Genomic DNA, 17,941 nt, shown 5'->3' on the forward strand with positions numbered 1-17,941 from the left:
TACGCTAATTGTACTTGCTTTGCAATAAAAAAGAAAATGATTCGCATTTTATTAAAACTAGTTGTATTAGGAATATTAGTATTGGCATGCTCTAAAAATAAAGAAACAAAAGTTTCAAAAGCTAATCATGAAAAAGAACCCAATGATTCTCTATTTCTTAAAAGTGATACATACTTGACAAAGCTTACCGAGTTAAAGAAATTTAACGGAGTGGTATTACTTAAGAAGGGCAAGAAAACTGTTTTGAGAAAAGCATATAATATCTCCTCGGATACACTGTCTAAATTATATGTAAATGTAGAAAGTCAATTTGATCTTCGTTCTGTCTCTAAATTATTTGCCAAAGTAAGTGTACTTCAACTAGAAAGCGAAGATAAAATTAGCCGTAGAGATACCATAGGTAAATATTTACCTGATTTTCCCAATGGAGGGCGTATTACTATTCAACATCTTATGGATAATAGCTCTGGTCTACCAAGAGAATTTGATACTACAATTTCTAATACATTAGAGCTTTCTCCAGATGAAATAGTGGCTCTGGCTTCAAAAGAGAAATTAGAGTTTGAACCGGGGTCTGAAGAACGATATTCGAATATAGGTTTTCAGTTGTTATATTATATTATAGGTAGAATCAATAAAAGTTCGTACTCTTTATTTTTGAAAGAAAATTTCTTCAAACCATTGAAAATGAAAAGTTCTGGAGGTAATTTTGATGCAGATCTTAGGCACTTAAAAAACTATGCCTATGGGCATTACGTGGATGATGAAAAAAATATTAAAAGAATCGATTCTTTTTTGCAAGATGAAGTGAGAATGGGTAATTTACATTCATCTGTTGATGATTTGGCTCAATTTCTTTCTATCTTAAGCAAAGAAGATCATGCCTCATTAATTCATGATCATAGTATTTCGCATGCGGGTGGTACAAAAGGTAAACGTGCCTATATTCATCGAAATCTTTCACAAGAATATAGTATTGTTTTCTTAACTAATTATGATGAAATTCCTTTCGAACAATTGGTAAGCGATCTAAGAAGTTTACTTGAGGGTGAGGGGGTTAAAATGCCGAAAGCAATACTTCGTAAGTCGATAAACCTTTCTTCTCTCGTACTTAAAAAGTATGAAGGAACTTATGATTTTGTTGATGCTGGACATCTTTTAATTACCCTTAAAGTAGAAAGAGATAGTTTGTTTTTATATCAGAAAGGGCAAAATAATGGAGTACTCTATCCAGAAAGTGAACATGTGTTTTTTGGCGATAAGACTTCTGAGGAATCCATAAAATTTGTGAAAAATGAATCAGGGGATTACTACATTCTTATGGATTTTCAGGGAGTGCAATGGGAAGGAGTAAAGGTTAAAAAGTAACATCAACTCGATGCTTTTTTAAGTATGCAATAGCTCCCATTTCTTTTGCTTCTTTTTTGAATACTGCAGGAGTTTTTTTAAAATATTTTTTAAAGCATTTTGAAAAGTATTTTGGATCATTAAATCCAGTCATAAAGGATGCTTCAGAAATATTATAGCCGTATTTTGTAATTAAAACAGCGGCCTTTTTTAAACGAAGCAATCGTACAAAATCAACTAGACTATTTCCCGTTAGTGCATGGCACTTTCGGTAAAGACTAGAATACCCCATATGTAAGGATTCTGCAAGTTCTTCCATTTTAAAATCAGCATCATCTATCCTTAAATTTATGTTAGATACAAGGTTTTCAAGAAAAATCTCATCTTGTGATTTTTCTAATTTTACTTTCGGACTACTAATGATTTCTTTACGATATTTTGATATTATATGCTCTTTGGATAAAATAATATTTTTCACCTTCAATAATAATTCATTAGTATTAAACGGCTTATTAATATATTCAATAGCACCAGATTTTAGCCCTGATATTTTAGCGTTTGTAGAATTTTTAGCGGTAAGTAATATAATGGGTATATGCATTGTTACCTGATCTTTTTGAAGTTTTTTACACATTTCTATACCATCTAATTTTGGCATCACAATATCGCTTAAAATCAGATCAGGAAAATTGTTTTTAGCGTAATAATAACCTTCTTCGCCATTTTCGGCCATGATAATATTATATTCAAAATGTAAAAGCTCTTTTAGAAAAGTTTGAAGGTCAAAATTGTCTTCTACTATTAAAATAGTTTTCTTTGATAGATCTAATTCATTTTCTTTAATCAAAGTGTCGTTTTCTACTAAAGAAAAATTATTTGATTCTTCATAATCATCGGTTATGATTCTTTCGTTCTCTGTATAGGCATTTTCTGTAATTGGAAACTTAATAGTAAATGTAGTACCTTCTGTAGAGTTAGAATTAACTTTGATTTTACCTTTGTGTAAATCCATTAATTCTTTGGTAAGTGCTAATCCTATCCCTGCACCTTTATTTTTTTTACCGACATCGGATTGATAAAATAGCTTGAAAATATGCTGTAGTTCTTCATCAGGAATCCCTGGCCCAGAATCTATAACCGATAATTTAATAAACTTTTTATTACTGACTGGTACAATATTTAAAAGAATATTGCCTTCTTTAGGAGTAAACTTAAAGGCGTTAGAGAGTAAATTATATATTACATGTTCCAGTTTTTCTTTGTCATACCAAGTTGCAGATAGATTTTTAGGACAATTCACGACAAAATCAATTTTTCTTTTTCTTGCGAGTTCCTTAAACGAGATAGAAATATCCTCTATGTCTTTATATAAATCATTTTTGGTAACAGTTAATCTTAAGGTCCCTAATTCTTTATTCCTAACTAGTGTTAATTCTTGTGCGATTTTAGAAAGGCGTTTGGTATTGTATGCCATGATATCCAAACGCTGTTTTAATAACAGGTTTCCATTCTTTTCGGCTTTTTTCAACATATCATCAATAGGCCCAAGGATTAGTGTAATTGGTGTCTGAATTTCATGAGACATTTTTGCAAAGAAATTCATTTTCAAATCATGCAATTCATTTTCTTTTTTATGACTAACCTTTTCTAGAAATAATTTTTTACGCAAAGAGTACCATCGTCTTACTCCATAAATCATTAATACGAGGATAAGCATATAAAAAATATAAGCCAAAGGTGTATTCCATAAAGGTTGCTGTATTGTAATTGCTATGTTTTTTTCTGGAAGGTCCCAAACTCCTTTTTTTGTTCCTGTTTTTACTTCAAAAGTGTAATTTCCGGGAGGTATATTTGTATATGTAGCTAAGCGTTCTGATTGGCTGGTTATCCAGTTTTCATCGAATCCTTTTAGTCTATATGTATAATAATAACTAGGATTTAGAATATTATCTATTGCATAAAATCTAAATGAAAAATGAGATTGGTTATGTTTTAGTTTTAGAGATTCGATATTAGCTATTCCAGTAGTAGTTTTATGAGGTAATAATGAGTAAACGGGTTGGTTAAGTATTTCTATGCTGTTTATATATAATTTGGTGTCAGATGCTTTCTTATTCAGATGTTTTGGGTCAAAACTATTTAATCCTTTGACACCTCCATAGTACAAGAGGCCTTGCGCATCCTTAAATTTACTTCTTGGCAGAAATATATTGTCTTGAAGACCATCTGTATCATAATACGTTTTTATAATAAGATTCTTAACGTCTAGGTGACTTATACCATTATTTTTGGAACTCAACCATAAATTATTTCTACTATCTTTCAGAATTGCAATAAATATTTTTTCACCAATAGATTCTATATCCTCAAATGTGGTATATGTCTTATCCTTAGTATTAAATTTTAATAACTTACCCAATCTGTTGATTAACCATATTTCATCAAGGTTACCAAGAACCATAGATTTAACAGCATGAATTTCGTCTTTGTAGCCTTTGTTTTTTTGCGAATAATTAATAAATGTAGAACGACTGATATCAGAATGATGTTCATCGAATTGAAATAATCCACCATTATAAAGCCCTAACCAAATTATACCATTTCTATCTTCTAATATACTTTCTGTATTAGTGCCTTTTAGTCCTTTAGAATTATTATCAAAAACAGCTAAAAGCTTTAAGTTAGAAGAGTAGACATTAATTGAAAGGTTTGATCCTATCCAAATACGGCCTTTAGAATCAGAAAATACAGTTCTTACATCTGTCGCTTCCTGTCTATTAGAATTATAAACACTTATCTTTTGAAAAGTATTTTTACTCGTATTGTGATACCATAATCCATTCTTATAGGTTCCAAACCAGATATTTGATAGGTTATCTTCTGCAATAGATTGAATGTATAACCCTCTGTTTAGAGAAATATCATTAAAGTATCGTTTTTCTTTTGTGGTTCCATCGGTAGTATATGTCACCTTTGTTAATCCAGATCCATCTGTCCCGATCCATAAAACATCTTTAGAACTTTTTAAGATGCTTAAAACTCTAAGAGGTGTATTATTATCAGAACCTTCGTGGTATCTAATGTTATTATTTCTGTTAGGAAGAATATTAAGTTTACCATAGTTTGTAGTAATCCATATATTTTTGTGGTTATCTTCATTGATATTCAGAACAGTATTACTACTTAAAGAAAATTCATTGGAATATTGCCGTGTAAATAAATCAATCTCTCCGGTATTTATATTTATTTTGTATAATCCACCTCCGTCTGTTCCTCCCCACATATATCCATCCTTACTGCAAAATAACGATAAGAACATTTCTTTATTAATATTAAACCTTTCTTCTTCAAAAAAAGAATCCTGAATAAATTGTTTGCTGATAGGATCATAGACAAATAGCCCATACGTTTCGGTTCCTACCCAAAGCTTATTATTGATGTCTGTAGCAAGGATGACATCTCCGGGATAGTTAGTAAACGGCCCGACTAATTCGGTTGTCTGTTCTGATTTTAGAGAATAACTATAAATTGTACCATTTTTAGTACTAACATATATCTCTGAAGAATTTAGTACATCAATATCCATGATGTTTTTGATCTCGGATCCCTTGTTTGAAATTGTAGCGACAAAGTTCATTTTGGAGTCGATATATTGGTAAATATTACCAAGTTTAGAAACCAACCAAATACTTTTCTTATTCGCTACAATTGAGCTTGCGATATCATTTTTGGGCAGCAAAAGGGTCATATCTTCAAATTGATTAGCAATCGCTACATATTTTGATATCAATCCAAATTGAGAGGTTATCCATATATTTTTGTTGTGATCTACAAGCATATTGTTTATGAAATCATTATGCTGAATATTGGGGAAAATCATCTTGTTTTTAATTAGCTTATAATCATATCCATTATAAACTAATATCCCATCGGTACATAACATCCAAATATTGCCAAATGAATCCTGTGCAGTTTTAGATGGGATAACAGATTTATTATCATTTACAGGGGAGAGATGCCTAAAACTTGTATGATTTTGACCATGCAAGAAAGAGAAGCACCACATAAAAATGCTTAACAAAAAATAGATCCTTAATCTAAACATAAAATTCTCAATTTTTAGTAAAATATCGTTTAGTATACTACTACAATTATTTAATACTATGGTTCCTGTAATTGTACTAATATGAAATTGTGTATATGAAGTGCTATCAACATAATCACATTTTTATACTGTGATACTATTTTTTTAACAAGTGAAGTTGGTTATCATTTAAAATAATGTTAAAGATATTAATAAAAATTACTAAGAGGAACTTTTAAAGACTAGAAGAATACCCTATAAAGTAGTCTAATTCGTCAAAAAGGAGGATAAAATAAGCATTGATATAATTCAAACCTAAATAGTACTCCTAAATGCTTAAAATATCATCTTCAATAAGAAAAGTATCCGTCATATTTGAATTCTCATAGTTTAACATATAAATAACTTAAATGAATTCTAGACGAAACTTTGTTAAAAAAACAGCACTTGCCAGTGCAGGTGTATCACTACTTTCTAATGTATCTTTTGGAGCGATGACTAACCTAACTGATAAGAAGCTTAGACTAGCTTTTATTGGAGTTGGATTAAGAGGAATGAATCATTTTAAGAATGCTCTTCATAGAAAAGATGTAGATATAACTGCTATCTGCGATATAGATCCTGAGCGAATAAAAATAGCTTTAAAGAAAATAGATGAAGCTAATTTTTCAAAACCAAAAGTTTTTGGAAATAGTGATCACGACTACAGAAACTTACTAGAATTAAATGACGTCGATGCAGTAATAATATCTACTCCATGGTTGTGGCACACTAAAATGGCTGTAGATGCTATGAAAGCTGGGAAATATACTGGTTTAGAGGTTTCTGCTGCCAATACTATTGAAGAATGTTGGGATTTGGTAAATACACATGAAGCAACCGGATCTCATTTAATGATCTTAGAAAACGTAAACTATCGTAGAGATGTCCTTGCTGTTCTTAATATGGTAAAGCAAAATGTTTTTGGAGAATTGGTTCATTTTAGATGTGGCTATCAACACGATCTTCGTTTTGTGAAATTAAATGATGGTAAATCTGCTTATGGTAAAGGTGTTGAATTTGGAGAAAAAGGAATATCAGAATCCAAATGGAGAACCCAACATTCTGTACTAAGAAATGGTGATGTGTATCCAACTCATGGTGCTGGTCCAATTGCTACAATGTGTGATGTTAATAGAGGTAATCGTTTTACTTCATTAAGTTCTAATGCAACAAAAGCTATTGGCTTACATAACTATATAGTAAAGCACGGAGGAAAAGAGCATCCAAATACGAAAGTAAAATTTAAGCAAGGAGATGTTATTACTACTACAATCGAAACCGCTAAAGGAGAAACGATCATTGTAACACATGATTGTAATCTGCCAAGACCATATTCATTAGGGTTTAGAGTGCAAGGAGCCAATGGGTTATGGGAGGTTGATGGTAATCGAATGTATATCGAAGGACAATCAAAACCACATCAATGGGATGAGGCAGATCAATGGCTCAAAAAATATGATCACCCTTTGTGGCAAAAGCACGGTGAATTAGCTACCGGTGCAGGGCATGGAGGAATGGATTTCTTTGTTCTAAACGCGTTTGTAGAATCTGCAAAAGAAAATATTGCTCCACCACTTGATGTTTATGACGCAGCTGCTTGGAGTGCAATTACACCGCTGTCAGAATTATCTATTGAAAATAATGGAGAACCACAAGACTTTCCCGATTTCACAAGAGGTATGTGGGTAAAACGTAAACCTTATAATTGGATAAAAAGTAAGTATTAAATCACTAAATCATAATATATGGAAAAATTAAAAATTATTCTATTGGTCGTCATATGTACTCTCACAAGTAGCATATTAGCTCAAGAAAAAACAATAACAGGAACAATTTATGACACGTCGGGTAGACCTATCGTTGGAGCTTCTATCCTAATCAAAAACACTACCAAAGGAACGTCATCGGATTTTGATGGAAATTATACAATAGGAGCTAACGAAAAAGATGTTCTTGAAATATCTTATGTAGGATTTATTTCACAAGAAATAGTGGTAAATGAGCAAACAAAAATAAATACTACCCTACAAGAAGATGTTAGTCAATTAGAGGAAATTATTGTTGTGGCTTATGGCGCACAAAAGAGAGGAACAATCACCTCATCGATAGTGAATATCAAATCTGAAGAACTAAAAGATATTACAACGCCTGATGTGACAACTATGCTACAAGGAAAAGTTGCAGGGGTGCGTTTGGGTGCTTCTAGTGGTAGTCCGGGATCCGTACCAAATATATTAATAAGAGGTTCTTCATCTTTAGGAGGTAGAGTAACCCCATTATGGGTGATTGATGGTGTAATACAACATAGTATACCTATAGTTAATCCAAATGATGTTCAATCTGTATCGGTACTTAAAGATGCTTCTGCGACGTCACTTTATGGATCTCGTGGAGCAAATGGTGTAGTCATTGTTACTACAAAACGAGGAACTTCAGGTAAGTCAGAAATTAGTGTAAGCTCCAAAGTGGCTATAAATACATTTAATACTGGAAAATTTGAAGTTATGGATTCGCGACAATTATATGAGTATCATACACAATTCGCAAATTCCCAACCCTGGTTTGCTCCAGAATTATTAGATCGAAATTATGATTGGATCGAAAACGGAACTCAAGATGGTTTTGTTAAGGATGTAAACGTATCGTTTACTTCGGGAACCGAAAAACTAAAACTATACATCAATGGAGGTTACTATAATGAAACAGGAACCTTGCGGGGTAATGAATTAGATAGGTATACGTATCGAATGAATTTGGATTATGACATTACAAAACGTTTAAAAGTAAGCCCTAAATTATCGTTTAGCTTTGACAATAGAGATAAAATCGCGGAGGCTCCCTTGTATGAATTGTATTTAAACTTGCCCTGGGATAATCCTTTTGATGCAGAAGGTAAACCAATTAATGCACAAGAAGACTCTAATTGGTTAGGTAGAGACCAAAGAAATTATTTATATGATCAGCAATGGAACTACTCCTCTGATAATACATTTAACCTAAGTTCAAACTTTGATTTTGAGTATCAAGTTGTACCCAACCTGGTTTTTAAATCAGTAAATAATTTTACATATTATCGCTATAAATCAAAAATATACACAGATCCCAGATCAATTTCCGGATTGGCCACAGGTGGTAGTATAAATGATAGAATAGACGAGCGATTTACCAAATTAACAACTCAGATATTACAATATTCAAATATATTCGGAGAACATTCTGTAACTGCTTTAGGAGGATATGAGTATAACAACTATGTGTATGAAAATGTAGACGTTACCGGTAATGGTATTGTTGCAGGAACAGAAGTTTTAAATGTTGCGAGTGAAACTGGAGAGATAAGTGGATTCAAGAATGATTACGCATTACAATCATTTTTTCTCTCTGCAAATTATGGGTTTAGCAATCGATATTATGCAAAAGCTTCTATACGTAGAGATGGAGCTTCAAATTTTGGATTAGATGACCAATACGGTAATTTCTTCTCACTGGGGGCAGGATGGAACATACATAATGAAGCGTTTTTTAATAGTAAGGCTATTAATGAGCTTAAATTACGTGCGAGTTATGGATCTGTAGGAAACAGACCATCATCTTTATACCCATACCAAGGCACATATAGATTAAATACACAATATATTGGGACTCCGGGAGCAGTATTAGATCAATTAGGAAATCCAGATTTAAGTTGGGAAAAATCGTATGAAGCAAATATTGCTATTGACACAAGACTTTTTGATAGGGTAAGCGCAACGTTTGAATATTACAACAAAGACACATCTGATCTGTTGTACTTCGTGAATTTACCTGATGTTACTGGATATAGCGGGTTTTGGGAGAATGTAGGAGGACTTACCAATACAGGATATGAAGCTGCGATTTCAGTCGATGTTATACAAAGTGAAAATTTTGAATGGAATTTAGGGTTTAATATAGGGTTTAATAAAAATGAAATTACAGAGTTGTTTGATGGACAAACAGAAATCCCTAGAGGGTCAAAAATATTTAAAATCGGAGAAGATTCTAGTTCATGGTATATAAGAAAATGGTTAGGTGTTGATCCAGACAATGGAAATCCGCTATGGGAAGTCGTTGACCCTGATACTGGAGCACGAACAGAAACTAGTAATTGGAATGATGCTACTCTACAAATTGTTGATTCATCCTCACCAGATTTTATAGGAGGATTCGATTCTAGATTAAGCTATAAAAATATATCACTTTCTGCCAATTTTAATTTCTCTAAAGGAGGAAAACTATATAATGGCGCCAGAGAATTGTTTGACTCAGACGGATTCTATACTACTTTCAACCAGCAAGTATTAGCCGATGACTGGAACAGATGGGAAAAACCAGGAGATATAGCAACACACCCCTTAGTTGTTGAAGGTGGTAACAATAACTCTAATAAGCGTTCATCTCGTTATTTAGAAGACGCTAGTTATTTAAGAATGACAAATGTTACACTATCATATAATTTGCCACAGGATATCTTAAGTAAAATAGGAATAAGCAACTTTAATGTATATGTAGCCGGAGACAATTTGTTAACATTTACAAAGTATAGTGGTGTTGATCCGGCAGTTACTGGTAATCCAAATGACCCTAATAATATTGGTTTATCAGGAAGTCCTGGATTAACGTATCCGATACCAAAACGCTATGTATTAGGTGTTAACGTGTCATTTTAAAAAACATTTAAAAATAATAGTATGAAAAAATTAATAATACTACTGCCGGTTATTGCATTTATACTGCATTCCTGTGAGTTAGAAAAGAACCCTTATGAACAGATTTCAGTAGATGAATTATTTTCAGATCCAGAATCGATTGAAACAGCTACAATTGGTAATTATGCCTTGTTAAAAGGTGATAAAGGTTTTGATGGTTGGGTAGATGATCTACATAGAATATCAGAATATGCAGGAGATAATATAAGCCTTAGTGGAGGTACAACTGATCATTTATTCTTTTTATATAATTATCAATCCATAAAAACCAATTCTAGAGTAGAACGATTTTGGCGTAATTCTTATAAAATAGCAGTAGGATGTAACGTAATTATTGAAAAAATTATCGAAGGAGAATCTCCTGAAACTGATCAATTATTAGGAGAGAATTATTACCTAAGAGCACTTACATATTTCCAGATGGGAAATGTATTTGGAAGACCTTATAATCAAGGTACTTCGAATTTGTCGGTACCGCTAAAATTAACATCAAATATTACAGATAGACCAGACAGACATACAGTAGAGCAAGTGTATGCTCAGGTCATTAAAGATTTAGAAAAAGCAGAATCTTTAATGACAATGAACAAAGGAGCATCTTTTGCTTCAAAAGAAGCCGCACAAGCATTATTGTCCAGAGTATACTTATATAAAGAAGATAATATAAGAGCAGAAGAATATGCTGATAAGGTTATTGCATCTGGAAATTATGCTTTACTCTCAACAGATCAGTTTTCTAAAATGAATACATTAATACCTGATCAAAATCAGGAGGCTATTTTTGCTGTAACATTAAGTTCTGCTACAGATCTTTTAGGAGGCTCAGATGACTGGTTTACAATAGGATCTTTTTATGCCAATGTCGAAGGTAAAGGCTGGGGAGAGATGTATGCTTCGAGAACATATTTGGACTTAATCGACAAAAACCCTAGCGATGCAAGAAAATCATTTATAGAGCCGCAGCCAGAAAAAGATGGTGATCAAAACGAAATCCCTGCTGTGTATTGGGTAAACGATGAGTATAAATATGAATTTAGAAATACAACCGAAAGCGGAGGAATAACCACGTTTGAAGATAATGGGAATACATACACTGTAGAGTCTGAAATTGTAGATGGTAAAACCATATATTATTTTAATGGTACCGGTGGGAGACAGGATGTTATTAAAGGGGTTGATCTTAAAAAACGTAATGGTCACCCAAAATTCTATATTCTAAAAGCATCATTACAAGAAAATGACATACACCTATGGTCACCAATGGTATCTCGTCTGTCAGAAATGTACTTAAACAAAGCAGAATCCTTAGCAAAAAGAGGTGTGGATCAGTTGGCATTGGATAATATAAATATCATTAGAGAGAGAGCAGGTATCCCTGCATATACATTAGCCAATATCCCAACAGGAAAAACCATATTAGATGTTGTTTTAGAAGAACGTAGATTAGAGTTAGCTTATGAAGGGCATAGAAGGTATGATGTCTATAGAAATGGTCGTACAATGAATAGAAAATACCCTGGGACGCATTTAAATGGAACAAATGCTTTTCTGGAAATACCATCTACACACCCAAGAATTGTAGAGTTTATCCCAGAACAACAGATCATTTTACAGCCATCACTAATTCAAAATGATTAATATATAATAGCATAGGCTTCTTACGAGGTCTATGCTGTTTTACTAGTTAAAATACCCTTATATCATAAACATGCGGATTTATATATATAAAACTTGGATTGTATTTTTTGTGTTTACCTTGTTGTGTTCTTGTAAGAATCCGATAGATAAACTATCATCAGAGAAATTATTTACAAAAATACCAACAGAAATTACAGGAGTAACTTTCGAGAATAAAATATTAGAATCCGAACAACTACATTACTATAAATATTTATATATCTATATCGGCGGTGGAGTAGCCGCTGCCGATTTTAATAATGATGGATTAGAAGACCTTTTCTTTACCTCTAATATCTATCATAATAAACTTTTCTTAAACAAAGGGAATTTTCAATTTGAAGATATTACTATAAAATCCGGGATAAAAAAAAGAGCTGGTTTTGATACCGGAGTATCTGTAGTTGATATCAATAATGATGGTTTTTTAGATATCTACATCAATAGAGCTGGTTGGTACGAAGGAGACCAGAAATTAGCCAATATGCTATACATAAACAATGGAGATCTCACTTTTACAGAACAAGCAAAGCGTCATGGTTTAGCAGATACTAATCGGTCGATCGCATCTACATTTTTTGATTATGATAAAGACGGAGATCTAGATGTTTATATTGCTAATGCTCCAGGCGAGTTTGATTTATCTGGTAAGATAGTAGAGGTAAATAAAATTCAGAATAGCAAAAAAACACAAGCTTTTAGAAGTAGTGATAAGTTATATAATAATGACGGAAAAGGAAACTTTACAGATGTTTCGGTACAAGCAGGAATTTTACCAGATATAGGTTTTGGACTTAATGCGCAGGTAGGAGATCTTAATAATGATGGTTGGCAGGATATTTATGTGTCTAATGATTTTATAGGACCTGATTTTGCATACATAAATAATAAAAATGGAACCTTCTCTGATAAAAAGAGTTCACTTTTTAAGCACATTTCATACTATAGTATGGGAAGCGACATTGGAGATATTAATAACGATGGGTTTAATGATTTAATGGTTTTAGATATGAGCCCAGAAGATCATGTTCGATCCAAGACAACCATGTCTATGATGTCTATTGATCGATTTAATGAAATGGTTAAAAATGATCATCACCATCAGTATATGCATAATGTAATGCAGTTAAATAACAGAAATGGCACCTTTAGTGAGGTTGCACATATGTCTGGTCTTGCTCAAACAGACTGGAGTTGGTCTGTTCTTTTTGCCGATTTTGATTTGGATGGATTAAATGATATTTATGTCACCAATGGTATTTATAGAGATGTTGTTGATCGTGATATGAATATTGAAATTAACAATACTATCAACGATAAAAGAAATACCCTAAAAGAAAAAGACTTTTACGAATTCACCCAAAAATTACCCCAACAAAAACTAACTAATTATTTATTTAAAAATCAAGGAAATCTAAAATTTGATAATATAACTGCAGATTGGTCAGATGAAAAGCCGACGTTTTCAAACGGTGCCGTATATGTTGATTTAGACAATGATGGAGATTTGGATATTGTTACTAATAATTTGGATGAAAATGCAACGATACTAAGAAATAACGCAAGAAGAATTAATAATAATAATTTTTTGCAATTTACTTTTAAAGGGTTGAAAAAGAATGTATTCGGAGTTGGGACAACTGTAAAAATATACCAGAATGATGGAGAAATATTAACTCGACAACTCATAAACGCTAGAGGATATCTTTCTTCTATGTCGAATACATTACATTTTGGATTAGGAAAAGATACTGTAGTTCCCAAAATTGAGATTATTTGGTCTGATGGGAATAGACAACATCTTACTAATGTAAAAACAAACCAATTATTAAGTATTGATTACACTAATAGTGTTAAAACAGTAAAACCAAGTAGTAATACAGCACCTAATACGGTTTTTACAGAAACTTTATTAGATGTTATACATACCGAAATTCCTTTCAATGATTTTGATAAGCAATTATTGTTACCACATAAATTATCGCAAACAGGACCTGCGATAGCAAAAACAGACCTTAATAATGATGGGCTAGAAGATCTTTTTATAGGAGGGGCTCATAATCAAACTGCACAATTATTAATTGCTTCACAAGATGGAAATTTCAAAAAGATACCTGTACAGAATTTTATAAAAGATAGTTTATATGAAGATGTAAGCGCATGTTTTTTTGATGCAGATAATGATGGCGATAAAGATTTATATGTAGCAAGTGGAAGCTATGAGTTTGATCCAGGTTCACCGCTATTACAAGATAGATTATATATTAATGAGGGCGGATATAATTTTAGTAGATCAGAATCAAAATTACCAGCTATTACTACTGCAGGTTCTATTGTAAAAGCTTCAGATTTTGATCAGGATGGAGATATGGACCTATTTATAGGGAGTCGTGTAATTCCAGGAAAATACCCGTATGCACCAGCAAGCTACTTGTTAATTAATGAGGGTGGAAATTTTATAGATAAAACAGATGATTTGGCACCAGAACTAAAAAAGATTGGTATGGTGACTAGTGCAGAATGGAATGACATAGATAACGACAATGATTTGGATCTTATCACGACAGGAGAATGGATGGGTATTGAAGTTTTTATTAATGATAACGGAGCGCTTTCTAAAAAAGAAATGTATAACAATCTATCATCAACCAAGGGTTGGTGGAATAAGATTTTAGTAGTCGATATCGATAATGATGGAGATAAGGATATAATAGCAGGAAATCTAGGGTTAAACTTCAAACATGAAGCATCAAATGAAAAACCGTTTCATGTGTATACAAATGATTTTGATAATAATGGTACAGAAGATATTATGCTAGCCAAGTATTATAAATCTAAGCAAGTTCCTGTGAGAGGAAAACATTGTACAGCAGAACAAATACCATACTTAAAAGAAAGAGTGAAAACGTACAGTGATTTTGCTAATAGTGATATTCAGGAAATAATAGGAGAGACTTTTCAATCTGCTATTCATTATCAAGTTACAGAATTCAGGTCTGGTGTTTTTATGAATAACAGCACTGGTTTTGAATTCACCCCATTTCCATTAGAAGCTCAAATGAGCCCGATTAATAGTATTCTTTATGAAGATTTTGATGGCGATCAGATTAAAGACTTGCTCATGGCAGGAAATAATTATCATACAGAGGTAGAAACAACTCGTGCAGATGCAGGGATAGGCGTTTATCTAAAAGGGATTTCAAAAGGAGAATTTAAGCCTGTAAAAAATACTGAAACTGGATTTTATGCAGATAAAGACGTGAGAAATATGTTGCTGATAACCACTCGAAAAAAGAAAGCTGTTATTGTCGTAAATAATAATAGTAAGCATCAATTATATGAAGTTAACTAAATAAAGATGATGAATATAAAATAATGAAGAATTATAAAAAATCAATTGATAAAATCGTACTCTTATTGGTGAGTACTTGCATACTGGCTTGTAGTTCGGATAAAAAACCTCTTGACGCCAGAAGTAATGATAAGTTAGACCTATCAATAGCTATCCCTTCAGGAGGTAATAGTTGGGCAATAAATAGTACTAAGCAGGATGCCGTTTTAATTCATGATTCGGGTATTCATAATTGGACATCATTAGATGATGTTATTCGCATTTATTTTCATACAAAGTTAACAGGTGAATTACACCTTGGTTTAAATATTAAATCAGAAGTAGGACCATCAACTATTCGAGTAACAGTAGGAGATAAAACAAAAGAAGTAGTTATTGATAATACGTCTTATAAAAATATTGAAATAGGGATGTTTGATATAATTAAATCAGGGTACAACTTTATTGAAATTCAAGGACTTCAAAAAGCAGGTGAATACATTGGTGATATCAACAAAATTCTTATTGGTGGGCCAGCTACAGCTAGTGGTGTTTCTTTTGTACCAGAAGACTTTAGTTTTCATTTTGGAAGAAGAGGCCCTTCTGTTCATTTAACTTATGAAATGCCTAAGGATAAAGAAATAATGTACTTCTATAATGAGATTACAGTACCACAAGGAGAAGATGTGGTTGGGTCTTATTTTATGGCAAATGGTTTTGGTGAAGGATATTTCGGAATACAAGTTAATTCGGATACCGAAAGAAGAATATTATTTTCTGTATGGAGTCCCTTTGTTACCGATGATCCAAGTACAATTCCTGATGACTATAAAGTAATCCTTTTAAGTAAAGGAGAAGGAGTAACAGATGGAAATTTTGGAGGAGAAGGTTCTGGAGGGCAGAGTTATAAAGTGTTTGATTGGAAATCTGAAAACACATATAAGTTTTTATTAAAAGGAGAACCCTCGATCAACAACAGTACAGATTACACGGCATATTTCTATGCACCAGAAGAAAATGAGTGGAAATTAATCGCAAGTTTTAGAAGACCACATACAAATACATATCTAAAAAGATTTCATTCATTTCTAGAAAACTTCAGCACACATACAGGTTTTATTTCAAGAAAGGGTAAATACACGAATCAATGGGTATATGACACACAAGGTCAATGGCACGAATTGGTTAAGGCTAAATTTACTGCAGATGCTACGGCTAGAAATGAGGCTAGACTTGATTATTCGGGTGGTGTAGAAGGAAATTCATTTTACATGAAAAACTGTGGATTCTTTGATGAAAATACAACTATGAATACCGAGTTTTCTCGAACAGCAAATGGTGTAAAACCAAATATAGATTTTTCGCTTTTGCAAAGTTCAGGATCTCTACAAAAAGTAAATGCAATGCATAAAAAAAATAAGTAATGACGGTATAGATTATAAAAGCTTAGAAGTTTTGTTAGAAGATCACAAATATGAAAAGGAAACATTACAAAGCATATAACGTCACTTTATCCAGAACGAAATTTTAATATAGTTTTTTGAATTAGTTAGTTTAAAAGCCTTTGATGATTAAACATTATTCAGAGGCTTTATTTTGCTAAAGCAGATAAAACATATGGAATATAATAGCATGATTTTGAACAAAGTTAACAGAAAAAGTAAATTGATTTCATTTGCTCCGGGGAGAACATGTCTTTTTGGAGACCATCAAGATTATTTAGGTCTTCCAGTTATAGCATGTGCTATAAACAGGCATATTAAATTAACGGCTTTAAAAAATGAAGAAAAAACCTTTAATATCAATAAACCAGATATTGGTAAAAAAAGAAGTATTGATATTTATGATGAAATTGGGAGTGTAGAAAAAGGAGATCATCTACGATCATCACTTAAAGTATTAAGAAGATATGGTTGTATTCCTAATATTGGATATGATATTACGATTTCTGGAAATCTGCCAATAAATGCAGGTACTTCTAGCTCTTCTGCAGTAGTAGTATCATGGGTTCAGTTTTTATTAGAAGCTTTTGGAGCAGATGATAAAATCACACCAGAATTGATTTCACAAATAGCATATGAAGCCGAAGTTTTAGAACACGGAAATCCTGGAGGGAAAATGGACCAATACAGCATTGGTTTGGGAAATATTATGTATTTGGAAACTGGAGAAAATAATTCATATGAATTATTTGATCGCCCAATACCGGGATTAATTATAGGAGAATCTGGTATCCCAAAAGAAACAATAGGTGTTTTAAATGAATTAAAAGAAAACGCTTGGCAAGCTATACATACATTGGCAATGTGTCATGAAAATTTTAATATAGAAAATGTCGAAAAGAGAAATGTGAAAAAATTATCTCATCATCTCCCGGATAGATTAGAACCTTTTTTTTATGCCGCTGTATCAAACCATGATATTACCAAAAAAGCCCTTTCAGAATTTAAGAAAGATCACTTGGATGTAGAAAAAATAGGTGTATTAATGAATGAACATCACGCTATTCTAAGGGATTTTTTAAAAATAACATTACCCAAAATTGATTGTATGATTGAAGGCGCTTTAAAAGTTGGTGCCTATGGAGCAAAGATTGTAGGCTCGGGTAAAGGAGGTAGTATTGTTGCTATTGCTCCAGAAGGAAAAGAACAACAAGTTATTGATGAAATTATAAAAGCCGGAGGAAAAGATGCTTATCTGGTTAAGGTGGATCCCGGCGCAAGAATACTCTAA

At 32.4% G+C, this 17,941-nt stretch carries 8 protein-coding genes; 7 read left to right on the forward strand and 1 reads right to left on the reverse strand.

Going from position 1 to position 17,941, the window contains the following annotated elements; all coding sequences use genetic code 11:
- Positions 1–36: 36 nt before the first annotated feature.
- Entirely contained in the window at positions 37–1,368 is a 1,332-nt protein-coding gene (locus tag DG435_RS15425; RefSeq protein ID WP_106793064.1) for a serine hydrolase, read from the forward strand.
- Here the strand turns inward: DG435_RS15425 and DG435_RS15430 are convergent.
- Complete coding sequence (locus DG435_RS15430; protein WP_108840632.1) at positions 1,358–5,452, reverse strand: ATP-binding protein; 4,095 nt, start codon at positions 5,450–5,452, stop codon at positions 1,358–1,360. The two genes, DG435_RS15425 and DG435_RS15430, sit on opposite strands and share 11 nt — an antisense overlap.
- Before the next feature lie 389 nt (positions 5,453–5,841).
- On the opposite strand from DG435_RS15430, the gene DG435_RS15435 reads away from it, so the two are divergent.
- From DG435_RS15435 to DG435_RS15460, 6 genes are all read left to right on the forward strand, one after another.
- Positions 5,842–7,200, forward strand: coding sequence for a Gfo/Idh/MocA family protein (locus DG435_RS15435; RefSeq protein WP_106795123.1), 1,359 nt, complete (start codon positions 5,842–5,844; stop codon positions 7,198–7,200).
- 18 nt (positions 7,201–7,218) lie between these two features.
- The gene (locus tag DG435_RS15440) at positions 7,219–10,161 is read left to right on the forward strand and encodes a TonB-dependent receptor (RefSeq protein ID WP_106795122.1); all 2,943 of its coding nucleotides are present in this window, start codon (positions 7,219–7,221) and stop codon (positions 10,159–10,161) included.
- Between the two features lie 21 nt (positions 10,162–10,182).
- Complete coding sequence (locus DG435_RS15445) at positions 10,183–11,838, forward strand: RagB/SusD family nutrient uptake outer membrane protein (protein WP_106795121.1); 1,656 nt, start codon at positions 10,183–10,185, stop codon at positions 11,836–11,838.
- 70 nt (positions 11,839–11,908) lie between these two features.
- Positions 11,909–15,229, forward strand: a complete 3,321-nt coding sequence (locus DG435_RS15450) for a VCBS repeat-containing protein (protein WP_108840633.1) — start codon at positions 11,909–11,911, stop codon at positions 15,227–15,229.
- Between the two features lie 23 nt (positions 15,230–15,252).
- Positions 15,253–16,632, forward strand: coding sequence for a DUF3472 domain-containing protein (locus DG435_RS15455; protein WP_106794007.1), 1,380 nt, complete (start codon positions 15,253–15,255; stop codon positions 16,630–16,632).
- Between the two features lie 208 nt (positions 16,633–16,840).
- Positions 16,841–17,941, forward strand: coding sequence for a mevalonate kinase (locus DG435_RS15460; protein WP_106794011.1), 1,101 nt, complete (start codon positions 16,841–16,843; stop codon positions 17,939–17,941).

The sequence above is a fragment of the Aquimarina sp. Aq78 genome, assembly GCF_900299525.1.
GTDB lineage: Bacteria > Bacteroidota > Bacteroidia > Flavobacteriales > Flavobacteriaceae > Aquimarina.

What these genes read in the sequence shown, in the direction of transcription:
- DG435_RS15425 (WP_106793064.1), top strand. Translation starts at nt 37, where the DNA reads ATGATTCGCATTTTATTAAAACTAGTTGTATTAGGAATATTAGTATTG.
- DG435_RS15430 (WP_108840632.1), bottom strand. Translation starts at nt 5,452, where the DNA reads ATGTTTAGATTAAGGATCTATTTTTTGTTAAGCATTTTTATGTGGTGC.
- DG435_RS15435 (WP_106795123.1), top strand. Translation starts at nt 5,842, where the DNA reads ATGAATTCTAGACGAAACTTTGTTAAAAAAACAGCACTTGCCAGTGCA.
- DG435_RS15440 (WP_106795122.1), top strand. Translation starts at nt 7,219, where the DNA reads ATGGAAAAATTAAAAATTATTCTATTGGTCGTCATATGTACTCTCACA.
- DG435_RS15445 (WP_106795121.1), top strand. Translation starts at nt 10,183, where the DNA reads ATGAAAAAATTAATAATACTACTGCCGGTTATTGCATTTATACTGCAT.
- DG435_RS15450 (WP_108840633.1), top strand. Translation starts at nt 11,909, where the DNA reads ATGCGGATTTATATATATAAAACTTGGATTGTATTTTTTGTGTTTACC.
- DG435_RS15455 (WP_106794007.1), top strand. Translation starts at nt 15,253, where the DNA reads ATGAAGAATTATAAAAAATCAATTGATAAAATCGTACTCTTATTGGTG.
- DG435_RS15460 (WP_106794011.1), top strand. Translation starts at nt 16,841, where the DNA reads ATGATTTTGAACAAAGTTAACAGAAAAAGTAAATTGATTTCATTTGCT.